General features: G+C 63.7%; 12 protein-coding genes. 2 read left to right on the forward strand and 10 right to left on the reverse strand.

What is annotated here, in order from left to right:
* Nucleotides 1-35: 35 nt before the first annotated feature.
* From msrQ to HMPREF2914_RS32635, 7 genes are all read right to left on the reverse strand, one after another.
* The gene (gene msrQ / locus HMPREF2914_RS11750; RefSeq protein WP_003111346.1) at nucleotides 36-644 is read right to left on the reverse strand and encodes a protein-methionine-sulfoxide reductase heme-binding subunit MsrQ; all 609 of its coding nucleotides are present in this window, start codon (nucleotides 642-644) and stop codon (nucleotides 36-38) included.
* A complete protein-coding gene (gene msrP, locus HMPREF2914_RS11755; protein WP_023092627.1) occupies nucleotides 644-1657 on the reverse strand; it encodes a protein-methionine-sulfoxide reductase catalytic subunit MsrP in 1014 nt (337 codons plus the stop codon). The genes msrQ and msrP overlap by 1 nt, the downstream gene beginning before the upstream one ends.
* Nucleotides 1658-1717: 60 nt before the next feature.
* Nucleotides 1718-2533, reverse strand: a complete 816-nt coding sequence (gene pssA / locus HMPREF2914_RS11760; protein WP_003095061.1) for a CDP-diacylglycerol--serine O-phosphatidyltransferase — start codon at nucleotides 2531-2533, stop codon at nucleotides 1718-1720.
* Between the two features lie 154 nt (nucleotides 2534-2687).
* Nucleotides 2688-3704: a ketol-acid reductoisomerase gene (gene ilvC / locus HMPREF2914_RS11765; RefSeq protein ID WP_003095066.1), complete on the reverse strand. Its 1017-nt coding sequence runs from the start codon at nucleotides 3702-3704 to the stop codon at nucleotides 2688-2690.
* Between the two features lie 42 nt (nucleotides 3705-3746).
* On the reverse strand, nucleotides 3747-4238 hold the full coding sequence (gene ilvN / locus HMPREF2914_RS11770; protein WP_003095069.1) for an acetolactate synthase small subunit: 492 nt from the start codon (nucleotides 4236-4238) through the stop codon (nucleotides 3747-3749).
* A gap of 2 nt (nucleotides 4239-4240) precedes the next feature.
* Nucleotides 4241-5965, reverse strand: a complete 1725-nt coding sequence (locus tag HMPREF2914_RS11775) for an acetolactate synthase 3 large subunit (RefSeq protein WP_003095071.1) — start codon at nucleotides 5963-5965, stop codon at nucleotides 4241-4243.
* A 288-nt stretch (nucleotides 5966-6253) separates the two neighbouring features.
* Nucleotides 6254-6526 carry a hypothetical protein gene (locus HMPREF2914_RS32635; protein WP_153514944.1) on the reverse strand — a complete coding sequence of 91 codons (273 nt, stop codon included), beginning with the start codon at nucleotides 6524-6526 and terminating at the stop codon, nucleotides 6254-6256.
* Here HMPREF2914_RS32635 and HMPREF2914_RS11780 point away from each other — a divergent pair.
* On the forward strand, nucleotides 6516-6968 hold the full coding sequence (locus HMPREF2914_RS11780; RefSeq protein WP_003095076.1) for a DUF4124 domain-containing protein: 453 nt from the start codon (nucleotides 6516-6518) through the stop codon (nucleotides 6966-6968). The two genes, HMPREF2914_RS32635 and HMPREF2914_RS11780, sit on opposite strands and share 11 nt — an antisense overlap.
* Before the next feature lie 107 nt (nucleotides 6969-7075).
* Here the strand turns inward: HMPREF2914_RS11780 and HMPREF2914_RS11785 are convergent, their stop codons facing one another.
* From HMPREF2914_RS11785 to mrcB, 3 genes are read right to left on the reverse strand one after another with little or no spacing between them, the layout of a single operon-like run.
* The gene (locus HMPREF2914_RS11785) at nucleotides 7076-7405 is read right to left on the reverse strand and encodes a YqcC family protein (RefSeq protein WP_003111351.1); all 330 of its coding nucleotides are present in this window, start codon (nucleotides 7403-7405) and stop codon (nucleotides 7076-7078) included.
* Nucleotides 7405-8184 carry a penicillin-binding protein activator LpoP gene (gene lpoP, locus HMPREF2914_RS11790; RefSeq protein WP_003095080.1) on the reverse strand — a complete coding sequence of 260 codons (780 nt, stop codon included), beginning with the start codon at nucleotides 8182-8184 and terminating at the stop codon, nucleotides 7405-7407. The genes HMPREF2914_RS11785 and lpoP overlap by 1 nt, the downstream gene beginning before the upstream one ends.
* Nucleotides 8185-8200: 16 nt before the next feature.
* Nucleotides 8201-10525, reverse strand: coding sequence for a penicillin-binding protein 1B (gene mrcB, locus HMPREF2914_RS11795; protein ID WP_003111352.1), 2325 nt, complete (start codon nucleotides 10523-10525; stop codon nucleotides 8201-8203).
* Between the two features lie 212 nt (nucleotides 10526-10737).
* Between mrcB and HMPREF2914_RS11800 the strand changes: the two genes are divergently transcribed.
* On the forward strand, nucleotides 10738-12300 hold the full coding sequence (locus HMPREF2914_RS11800) for a bifunctional aminoglycoside phosphotransferase/ATP-binding protein (protein WP_021264071.1): 1563 nt from the start codon (nucleotides 10738-10740) through the stop codon (nucleotides 12298-12300).
* Nucleotides 12301-12347 lie beyond the last annotated feature (47 nt).

A 12347-nucleotide genomic window follows, 5' to 3' on the forward strand; every position in this document is an offset into this window, starting at 1 on the left:
TAGAAACTGGCGTCAACACTTATTTGAAACTTTTATTACGAAACACCGGGACGAGTTCGAAGCCTGGGCAGGCGGCGAGCGATCGAGGGTAGCCGCAGCAGCATGAGCGACGCACCAGCCACAGCGTACAGGGTCCACTCCTCCAGGTCTGCCCGCACCACCCAGAGCATGTGCAGCAAGCCGAGCCCAAGGATCAGGTAGACCAGGCGATGCAGCTTCTTCCAGCGACTACCGAGCTTGCGCATGGCGAAGCGGTTGGAAGTGATCGCCAACAGGAACAGGCAGATGAATCCAAGCATTCCCACGATGATGTAGGGACGCTTGCTCAACTCGATGCCCAACTGCCCCCAGTCCAACCCCAGGATGAACACGCAGTAAGCGCTCAGGTGCAGCAGCACATAGGTGAAGCACCACAACCCCAACTGGCGACGCACGGCGATCCAGCCCGGCCAGCCGCTCAGCTTCTGCAGTGGGGTCATCGCCAGGGTGAGTAGCAGCAATACCAAGGCGCCCAGCCCCAGTCGATCGACCAGGGTCTTGCCCGGGTCAGGTCCGAGGGCAAAGATCCAGGCTTGGTACAACCACCAGGCCGGCACTGCCAGCGCCCCCAGGAATACCGCAAGGCGCAGATACCAGTAGCGCATCAGTAGTACTTCCTCAGATCCATGCCGCTATAAAGGGAAGCGACCTCGCTCCCGTAGCCATTGAACATCTGCGTATCCCGTACATTGGGGCTGAACAACCCACTGGGCAGGCGCCGCTCGCGAGCCTGGGACCATCGCGGGTGGTCGACCTGCGGATTGACGTTGGCATAGAACCCGTACTCGTTGGCGGCAATGCTTTCCCAGGTGGTCTTCGGCTGCTCACGGACCAGACTGATACGCACGATGGACTTGATGCTCTTGAAGCCATACTTCCACGGCACCACCAGGCGCAACGGCGCGCCATTCTGGTTGGGCAACAGCCGCCCGTACATGCCCACCGCCAGAATTGCCAGGGGATGCATCGCCTCGTCCATGCGCAAGCCTTCTATATAAGGCCAGTCGATCACCGAGAAACCGGAGCGTTGGCCGACCATCTGTTCCGGACGCTGCAGGGTTTCGAAACGGACGAACTTCGCCTGCCCATTGGGTTCGACCCGCTTGAGCAGGTCCGCCAGGGGAAAGCCCAGCCAAGGGATCACCATCGACCAGGCTTCCACGCAGCGCAGCCGATAGATGCGCTCTTCCAGTTGGTAGGGTTTGACGAAATCCTCGAGGGCATAGGTACCCGGCTTGCCGACCTCGCCGTCGATCACCACCGACCAGGGCTCGGTCTTCAGGGCCGAGGCGTTTTCCGCCGGGTCGCCCTTGTTCGGCCCGAATTCGTAGAAATTGTTGTAGTGGGTGGCGTCCTTGAATGGCGTGATCGCCTCCCCCTGGACATCCACCGCCTGCCAGCGGGTCTGCGGTAGCTTTTTGGCGAACCAGCCCGGCGCCGGCACCGGCTCGACGCCGGCATAGCGCTGTTCGTCGGCAAAGCCCAGGCGCGGCAGGCCGCTGGCCAGCGCCAATCCGGCGAAGGAAGCACCGAGCAGACGCCGACGGGACAGATAGAGGGTTTCGGACGTGACTTCCGACTCGGAACAGTCGGAACGGGAGGGAATCTTGATCAGCATGACGGGCTCCGCAATGACCAGCTTTATGCCAGTAGACTGCGGAGCCCGTTGGAAATTACATCAGCTCGGCTGCTTCCGGCGACGCAGTTGCAGCAGGTATTGCACAGGACCGGAGGCCGCGTAGGCAAGGAACAGCAACAGGAGGATGCGCGGCGGGTCGGTAAAGACCACGGCGAAGGCCAGCACCACGATAAGGATCGCCACGAACGGCACCCGGCCGCGCAGGTCGAGATCCTTGAAGCTGTGGTACTTGATGTTGCTGACCATCAGCACACCGGCGGCGGCGACCAGCAGGGCGACGAGGAAGGCAACCTTGGCGCCCTGGATCTCGAAATCGCTGAACGCCCATACCGTGCCCGCCACCAGCGCCGCGGCGGCCGGACTGGCCAGGCCGATGAAATAGCGCTTGTCGGCCTTGCCGACCTGGGTGTTGAAACGAGCCAGACGCAGGGCGGCGCCCGCAACGTAGATGAAGGCAACCATCCAACCGACCTTGCCGAGGCTGCCAAGCGCCCATTCGAAGGCGACCAGCGCCGGCGCCACACCGAAGGCGACCATGTCGGACAGCGAGTCATACTCGGCGCCGAAGGCGCTCTGGGTGTTGGTCAGGCGAGCCACGCGGCCGTCCAGTCCATCGAGGACCATGGCCACGAAGATAGCGATGGCGGCATTGGCGAACTGGCCGCTCATGCCATTGATGATGGCGTAGAAGCCGGAAAACAGGGCCGCCGTGGTGAACAGGTTGGGCAGCAGGTAGATACCGCGGTGACGAACCTTCCGCCCTTCGGCGTCGTGCCCTTCTTCTATATGTTCGTCGATGGGCAGCAGGCTTTCTTCGTCGGAGGCCTTGTTCGGCTCCTCGGGACGTTCACTCATGGACAATTCCTTGGGAACTGATGGGGTACGAATATGCCGACAGCTCTTCTGACTAGGAAGACAACTCCGCCGGCCCAGGCTTTATACCAGATCGCCAGGCAAGAACGAAAAAACGCGGCCAGGGCCGCGTTTCTTCGTCTGTCGCCGGAGCCGCTTAGTTCTTGCTCTTGTCGACGATCTTGTTGGCTGCGATCCACGGCATCATCGCGCGCAGCTTCTCGCCGATCTGCTCGATCGGGTGAGCGGCGTTGTTGCGGCGGTAGGCAGTCATCGACGGGTAGTTGGCCGCCCCTTCGGTAATGAACATCTTCGCGTATTCGCCGTCCTGGATGCGCTTCAGGGCGTTGCGCATGGCAGCACGGGACTCGGCGTTGATCACCTCCGGACCGGTTACGTACTCACCGTATTCGGCGTTGTTGGAGATGGAGTAGTTCATGTTGGCGATGCCGCCTTCGTACATCAGGTCGACGATCAGCTTCAGCTCGTGCAGGCACTCGAAGTAGGCCATTTCCGGCGCGTAACCGGCTTCGACCAGGGTTTCGAAACCGGCCTTGACCAGCTCGACGCAACCACCGCAGAGAACGGCCTGCTCACCGAACAGGTCGGTTTCGGTCTCGTCCTTGAAGGTGGTTTCGATGATACCGGTACGACCGCCGCCGACGCCGCAGGCGTAGGACAGGGCGACGTTCTTGGCGTTGCCGGAAGCGTCCTGGTAGATGGCGATCAGGTCAGGGATGCCACCGCCCTTGACGAACTCGGAACGCACGGTGTGACCCGGGGCCTTCGGCGCGATCATGATCACGTCGAGGTCGGCGCGCGGGACGACCTGGTTGTAGTGGATGGAGAAGCCGTGAGCGAAGGCCAGGGTGGCGCCCTTCTTCAGGTTCGGCTCGATCTCTTCCTTGTACAGGCGGCCCTGGAACTCGTCCGGGGTGAGGATCATGACCACGTCGGCTGCGGCGACGGCGGTCTTCACGTCGGCAACCTTCAGACCGTGCGCTTCGGCCTTGGCCACGGTGGCAGAGCCGCTACGCAGGCCCACGGTGACGTCGACGCCGGAGTCCTTCAGGTTGCAGGCATGGGCGTGGCCCTGGGAGCCGTAGCCGATGATGGCAACTTTCTTGCCCTGGATGATCGAGAGGTCACAATCTTTATCGTAGAAAACGCGCATGGGAATTCCCCTTCAGTAAGGCCTCGCGGGCCTGCTTTCAGTTCAGATGCTCAGAGTCTTGTCGCCACGGGCGATGCCGGTGACGCCACTGCGGACCACTTCCAGGATCGACGCGGTGCCGATGGCCTGGATGAAGCTGTCCAGTTTGTCGCTGGTACCCGCCAGTTGCACGGTATAGACGCTACTGGTGACGTCGACGATCTGCCCACGGAAGATATCGGTGGTGCGCTTGACCTCGGCGCGCTGGGCGCCCGTGGCCTTGACCTTCACCAGCATCAGCTCGCGCTCGATATGAGCGCTTTCCGACAGGTCCACCAGCTTGACCACTTCGATCAGCTTGTTGAGGTTCTTGGTGATCTGCTCGATCACCTCATCGTGCCCCACGGTGGTCAGCGTCAGACGCGACAGGGTCGGGTCCTCGGTCGGCGCCACGGTCAGGCTTTCGATGTTGTAGTTGCGTTGGGAGAACAGGCCGACCACGCGGGACAATGCGCCTGGCTCGTTTTCCAGCAGCAGGGAAATGATGTGTCGCATGATCAGGTACGCTCCGTCTTGCTCAGCCACATGTCGCGCATCGCGCCGTCACGGATCTGCATCGGATAGACGTGTTCGCTGGCGTCCACCTGGATGTCGAGGAAGACCAGGCGATTCTTCATGGCGAACGCCTCCTCCATCTTCGGCTTCAGATCCTTCAGGTCGGTGATGCGCATGCCGACATGCCCGTAGGCTTCGGCAAGCTTGACGAAGTCCGGCAGGGATTCCATGTAGGAATGCGAATAACGGCTGTTGTACTGCATGTCCTGCCACTGGCGGACCATGCCCAGGGCACCATTGTTCAGGTTGACGATCTTCACCGGCAGGTCGTACTGCAGGCAGGTAGACAGTTCCTGGATATTCATCTGGATACTGCCCTCGCCGGTCACGCAGGCGACATCGTCGTCCGGGAAGTTGAGCTTGATGCCCATCGCCGCCGGGAAGCCGAAGCCCATGGTGCCGAGACCGCCGGAGTTGATCCAGCGATTGGGCTTGTTGAACTTGTAGTACTGCGAGGCGAACATCTGGTGCTGGCCGACATCGGAGGTGATGAAGGCATCGCCATGGGTAACCTCGTAGAGCGTCTCGATGACGGTCTGCGGCTTGATGATGCTGCCGTCGCCCTTGTCGTACGGGAACAACCCACGGTTACCACGCCATTCGTCGATCTGCTTCCACCAGGCAGCCTGGGCATCCTGGTTCGGGGTCTCGCCGATTTCCCTGACGATCGCGACCATTTCGGTGAGAACGCTGTCCACCGGGCCGACGATCGGGATGTCGGCCTTGATGGTCTTGGAAATCGACGCCGGATCGATGTCGATGTGGATGATCTTGGCGTTCGGGCAGAACTTCGCCGCACCGTTGATGACCCGGTCGTCGAAACGCGCGCCGACCGCGAGGATCACGTCGCTGTGATGCATCGCCAGGTTGGCGGTGAAGCTGCCATGCATCCCGAGCATGCCGAGGAACTGGCGGTCCGCGCCGGGATACCCGCCGAGGCCCATCAGGGTGTTGGTCACCGGCAGGTTGAGCATCTGCGCCAGCTCGGTCAGCGGCGCCGCGGCATTGCCCATGATCACGCCGCCGCCGGAATAGACCACCGGGCGCTTGGCGGCCAGGAGCATCTCGGCGGCCTTGCGGATCTGTCCCGAGTGACCGCGAACGGCCGGGCTGTACGAACGCAACTTGACCTTCTTCGGATAGGAATATTCGAACTTCTGCGTCGGGTCGCCCATGTCCTTCGGAATATCCACGACCACCGGCCCCGGACGACCGGACTGCGCCAGGTAAAAGGCCTTCTTGATCACCTCGGGAATTTCCGAGGGATGCTTGATGATGAAGCTGTGCTTCACGATCGGCCGGGAGATCCCGACCATGTCGGTTTCCTGGAACGCGTCGGTACCGACCATGTTGCTCGGCACCTGGCCCGACAGGATCACCATCGGGATGGAGTCCATGTACGCGGTGGCGATACCGGTGATGGCGTTGGTCGCGCCCGGGCCGGAAGTCACCAGCACGACACCGGGTTTGCCGGTGGCGCGGGCGTAGCCGTCGGCCATATGGGTAGCCGCCTGTTCGTGGCGCACCAGGATGTGGGTCACGTCGTGCTCCTTGAAGAGCGCGTCGTAGATATGCAGGAGGGCACCACCCGGGTACCCGTAGATGTACTTAACGCCTTCGTCGCGCAACGAGCGGACGACCATTTCAGCGCCAGATAAAAGCTCCACGTTTTCACCTCTAGAACGCTATACGGCCACCCAGGGGCGGGCGACCGAAATTCGGTTGGCTGCCCGGCAGAGCATGGGTGACGGTAGTCACCGGCTACGTCAACTGCCGATTGAGCAAACTTGGAAGGGCGCCTGGTGTTACGGAGCTCTTCCACCCAGCGCGAGGTAACGCGAAGCAGGGTGTAACTTTCGGCGCGGGTAGGCACCTCATGGTCTGCCGGAGAGGGGACTGGGTTGCAGACGGCCCGCTACAGCGAGCTTGGATTCTTCGCATTCGTCGAACGCAAGTCAAGCTTTATTCTGAAAATTATCAAAAAAAATTCCAAGGAAGCTGCCATACCCTTCTATAAAAAAGCTGATCAATGACCAAAAACAGATTTTATGGCTAGAAAATTCCGATTTAGAGCAAACTTTTCCAAAATGCCCATGATTCCCGCGAGGACTTGCCACGGCGAGGCCGTCTCCGGCGGCGGTTGTGATGCCGTGCAGCATGCCGCGCTGGCGGATTTGGTTATAGTTAGCCGCAGTTAGCGCATTCCAAGGACTCCGCATGCGACGCATGATCCTCCCGGCCAGCTTGTTGCTCGCCCTCTCCTCTTTCGCCATGGCCGCCCCGATCTACAAATGGGTCGACGCCGAGGGCGTCACCCACTTCGGCGCACAACCGCCGCAAGGTGCACAAGCGACCACGGTGAATACCCAGACCGCCCCGCCGCCGGACAACTTCCCCCTGCCCCCCTCGACCCCGGCACCGACCATCCAGCAGAAACCGGCCGATCCCGAGCAGAAGGCGATCGACGACAAGGTGAAGCAGCAAGTGGCGAAGGAAGAGGCCGAGCGCAAGCAGTTCTGCGAAGAGACCCGCAACAACCTCGCGCAACTGAAGAACAACCCGCGCGTAAGGGTCGACGAAGGCAAGGGCGAACTCCGTCGCCTCGGCGAGGAAGAACGCCAGGAGCGAATCGCCAAGGCCGAAAAGGCGATCCAGGAGAATTGCCGCTGAGGCGAACACAGCCCCGTCCCGCAGCATGGGGCTGACCCGGCTCTCCGCTTTGCTTGAAGCAAAGAAAAACCCGGCCTGTAGCCGGGTTTTTCTTTACTGCCGAAGCTTCATGACGGCCCGCCGATCAGCCGGTCGAACTCGCCAAGCGCCGCCAGCAGGCCGGCGACTTCCTCGCCACGCTGCGCATAGGCCACCTCGGCCATGGCCAGGATACCCGAGGCTTGCGGCAAGGCGCTGTCGCTTTCGAGAATCAGCTTCATCCGTGGCAGGAAGATCCATTGCAGCCATTGCTCGAGCGCCAGCGTATCCACGCAGAACGGCTCGGGGCTGGCCAGCGCTTCCGGGGCGGGGCTGCTTTCGCTCCACCAGCCGAGGGCACGCAACTCACGCTCGATCAGCAACAACTGGTCGGCCAGCGCATAGACCCGTCGATCCATCAGGAGCTGACCTTGGCCTTCTGCCGGGCCAGCGCAGCGCCGGCGGAGTCTCCCTGCTTCTCCCGAGCCTGGGCGATCAGTTCCCAGAGCCCGGCCTGCAAGGCCGGCCGGCCATTGGCGTAGCTCAAGCCACGGCGCGCGACCTGCTCGGCCTGGGCCGCATCGCCCTGGGCCAGGCGCACCTGGGCCAGGCGATAGAGCACCTGCGGCTCGCGCGGAGCGATGCGCTGGGCTCGCTCGAGGCTGGCGGCGGCGCTGTTCAGGTCGCCGCTGCCCTGCTGTTGCTGGGCGGTTGTGAGCATCGCCAGGACCGGCCCGTCCAACTGCTCGTCGGCCGCCAGGCTGCCGGCCGAGCCGGAGGCCGGAATGCCGGTGGGCGCGGAACGACTGGCGCCGCTGGGCGGCATGTTGTAGCTGCCACCCAGCGGTGGCGTGGAGGCGCTGCTGGGCGGAGCCTGGTACTGGGTGCCGGTGCCGAGCGGAGCGCTGCTGATCGGCGCGGCGCCGGACTGCGCCGGGAAAGTCTGGATCGGTGCGGAATTGGCGCCCTGCGGCACCATCACCACCACACCGGAGTCGCCGCCCTGGGGAATGCCCTGGGTGGCGGCGCCTTGCTGGGTACGCGGTACCTGGGTACGGGTGATGCGGAAACCGCCGCTTTCCTGGTTGGACACCGGAGTACCGGAATCCACCACCGGGATCGCCCCGTGCTGCGGGCTGGCGCAGCCCGCGAGCACGGCACTGCCGGCAAGCGCGGCGAATACGAAAATCTTCTTCACGTCAGGTCCTCTCGGATCAATTCAGCCAGCCACGTACCCAGTCCATCACCTCGCCGGCGGGGTTCTGGCTCCCGCAGCCTGGGCCCTGGGCGGGCTCGCTGCCACGAATATAGGGCATCTGTACGGCATTCGGGCAATCCGCCGCCGAGCCCTGCCCGGTCTGCGCGTCGACCCAGGCCATCACCACGTTCTCCGGCATCGGCATTTCCAGCGATTGCGGATGCGCCTTGCGCATGAAGCTGGCCCACACCTGCAAGGCACCGGTGGCGCCGGTAAGCGGCGTCTTGCCGTTGTCGTCGCGACCGAGCCAGACCACAGCCTGGAGGTCGCCGCCGAAACCGGAGAACCAGCTATCGCGCGAGTCGTTGCTGGTGCCGGTCTTGCCGGCGAGGGTCAGCGACGACGGCAATTGACTGTACACCGAACGCCCGGTGCCTTCGCGCATGACCCGCTGCATGGCGTTCTGCACCAGGTAGACGGCGCCCGAGTCGAAGCGCTGTTCGACCTGGAACGGATAGCGCTTGAGCGGCTGGCCGTCGGCAGTGAGGACGCTGCGGATCCCCCGCAACGGCGTGTTGAAGCCGCCGCTGGCGATGGTCTGGTACATGGTGGCGACCTCCATCGGACTGAGCGAACCGGCGCCCAGCAGCATCGACGGATAGGCCGGCCAGTCACGGTTGATACCCAGCCGGGCGACGGTCTGCAGCACGTTGGGCACACCGACGTCGAGGCCGAGCTTGGCGGTGGACAGGTTGTAGGAGTTTGCCAGGCCCTGGTACAGGAAGATCGTGCCATGCGAGCGCCGGTCGTAGTTCTGCGGTCGCCAGACCTGGCCGTCCTGGCCTTTCACCGCGAAGGGCTCGTCCTGCACCCAGGTGGTCAGGGTGTACTTGCTCGGCCGCTCGAGAGCGGTCAGGTAGACCGCCGGCTTGATCAGCGAACCGATCGGCCGCACCGCGTCCAGGGCCCGGTTGAAGCCGGCGAAGCGCGGGTCGCGACTGCCGATCAGGGCCTGGATCTCGCCGGTTTCCGGATTGGTCACGACCATCGCCGCCTCGACCTGGTCGACTCCCTTGCGCCCACTGAGGCGCTTGAGCGTTTCGTTGACGGAGGTCTCGGCCTTCTCCTGCAGGATCGGATCGAAGCTGGTGAAGATGCGCAGCCCTTCCTCGGTCAGGTCCTCGTCGCGGTAGTCCTGGCGCAACTGGCGCTTGACCAGGTCGAGGAAGGCCGGATAGGAGCTGTCGGCCATGCTGCCCTGCCGGGTAACGCCGAGCGGGCGCTGCTTGGCGGCGTCGACTTCCTGCTGGGTCGCCACGCCCTGCTCGGCGAGCACGTCGAGCACCAGGTTGCGCCGCGCCAGCGCACGATCCGGGTAACGCCGCGGGTTGAAGTAGGACGGTCCCTTGACCATGCCGACCAGCAGCGCCACCTGGTCGAGCTTGAGCTCGGCCAGCGGCTGGCTGAAGAAATACTGGCTGGCCAGGCCGAAGCCATGGATCGCTCGTTGCCCATCCTGGCCGAGGAACACCTCGTTGAGATAGGACTCGAGGATGTCGCGCTTGTCGTAGTGCAGTTCCAGCAGCACCGCCATCATCGCTTCGTTGATCTTGCGGCTCAGGCTGCGCTCATTGCTCAGGAAGAAGTTCTTCACCAACTGCTGGGTCAGGGTGCTGCCGCCCTGGCGTAGCTGGCCGGCCGTGGTGTTGACCCACACCGCCCGGGCCACGGATTTCAGCGACACGCCATGGTGGTTCCAGAAGTCGCGATCCTCGACCGCGACCAGGGTGTCGATCAGGTAGGTCGGCACCTGGTCGAGCTTGACCAGGATGCGATCCTCATGGTGCGCCGGATACAAGCCGCCGATCAGCAGCGGCTCAAGGCGCGCCACCGCCAGTTCCTTGCCGTTGGCCTGGCTCAGCCCGCTGACATAGTTGCCGTTGAAGCGCACGCGCACGCGCTGGGCCGGTTCCGCGCCTTCGTAGAACTGGAAGCCACGGGTATTGAGTTCGACCGCGCTGGCCGCCACCGATACGGTTCCAGGGCCGCTCACGCTGGGCTCGCGACGGTAGCCGAGGGCGTCGAGTTCGCGCAGGAAGTCTTCCCTGCTCAGCTTCAGGCCGTTGAACAGCTCCAGCGGGCGGGCATAGACCTTCGCCGGGATGGTCCAGCGCCGGCCGGAGAATTTCTCCTGCACCACGGCATCGAGATAGATGGCGAAGCCGGCGAGGAGCACCAGGCCGACGAGGCCGAGCTTGAGGGCCCAGCCGAGCCATTTGTTCAGGCCGGGTGCCGGGCGTGCTTTGCTGTTACGGGAACGGGGGGATCGGGGACGCGTCATGGCGGCGCATTATACGTACTTTATCCACAGCGGACAGACACCGCATCGGCGGCATCCACGGTCTGCGCGGCCCCGGTGGATAGGCGCGGCGGCAGCGCGGCGCATTCGACCGGCGATCCGGCAAATGGTTGCTATCCGCCAGCGAGGTTTGCACTGTCACCCCTTCCCGCCATAATGCGGGTTTTCGCATATTTCAGAGGCAAGGATATCCCGTGAGCCAGACCCTGATCGCCGCCCTGCAGAACCCGGCCCTCTACCCCCACCCGGTGGAGCGCTTCGAGGTCATCGAGACGCACATCTCCTGGGTCCTGTTGACCGGTCCCTACGCCTACAAGATCAAGAAGCCGATGGATTTCGGCTTTCTCGATTTCACCAGCCTGGACAAGCGCCGCTTCTATTGCAACGAAGAGCTGCGCCTGAACCAGCGCCTCACCGACGATCTCTACCTGGAGGTCCTGCCGATCACCGGCAGCGAAGAGGCGCCGCGGATCGGCGGCGACGGCGAGGCAATCGAATACCTGCTGAAGATGCGCCAGTTCCCGCAGGACAACCTGCTGGCGGCAATCCAGGGCCGCGGCGAACTGTCCAACCAGCATATCGACGAACTGGCCGAGCAGATCGCGCACTTCCACCAGAACACTCCGAAGGTGCCGCTGGAGCACCCGCTGGGCACCGCCGAGTCCTGCATGGCGCCGGTGCGGCAGAATTTCGAGCAGGTTCGCCCGCTGCTCAAGGACAAGGCCGACCTGCAACAGCTGGATGCCCTCGAAGCCTGGGCGGAAAGCAGCTTCGAACGCCTGCTGCCGGTGCTCCAGGAGCGCAAGGCGAAGGGCTTCATCCGCGAATGCCACGGCGACATCCACCTGGGCAACGCCGCGCTGATCGACGGCAGGGTAGTGCTGTTCGACTGCATCGAATTCAACGAGCCGTTCCGTTTCACCGATGTCTGCGCCGACTTCGCCTTCCTCGCGATGGACCTGGAAGATCGCGGCCTGAAGTGCCACGCTCGACGCTTCGTCAGCCTCTATCTGGAACACACCGGCGACTACCAGGCCCTGGAACTGCTGAACTTCTACAAGGCCTACCGCGCCATGGTCCGCGCCAAGGTCGCGCTGTTCAGCCTCGGCTACCAGACCGATGCCGTGCAGCGCGCGGCGACCCTGCGCCAGTACCGCAACTACGCCAACCTGGCGGAAAGCTACAGCGCCATTCCCTCGCGCTTCCTGGCGGTCACCCATGGTGTCTCCGCGGTCGGCAAGAGCCAGGTGGCCATGCGTCTGGTGGAGGCTCTGGGCGCCGTGCGCCTGCGCTCGGATGTCGAACGCAAGCGTCTGTTCGGCGAGCAGCCGGAACACGACAGGGGCCAGTTCGCCGCCGGCATCTATAGCAGCCAGGCCAGCGAAGCGACCTATGCGCACCTTCACCAGTTGGCCGCGAAGATCCTCCAGGCCGGCTATCCGGTGGTGATCGACGCCGCCTACCTGAAGCAGAATCAGCGCCAGGCCGCTTGCCACATCGCGGAAGAAACCGGCGTGCCGTTCCTGATCCTCGACTGCCAGGCGCCCGAAGCGGTGATCGCCGGCTGGCTTGCGCAACGCCAGGCGGAAGGCAAGGACCCGTCCGACGCGACTCTCGACGTGATCCGCACCCAGCAGGCTACCCGCGAGCCGCTGACAGCGGCGGAGACGGTCCAGAGCAAGCGCGTAGACACCCACGACGCGGCCAGCCTCGACGGGCTGATCGACGGCATTCGCCAGCGCCTGCCCGGTCTCTGAACGAACTGCCATGCCGCCCGCCCCTCCAGGGCGGGCGCCGTGCCGCT

Origin of the sequence: Pseudomonas sp. HMSC067G02, from assembly GCF_001813485.1 — a bacterium.
In the GTDB taxonomy this organism is placed as follows: Bacteria; Pseudomonadota; Gammaproteobacteria; order Pseudomonadales; family Pseudomonadaceae; genus Pseudomonas; species Pseudomonas aeruginosa.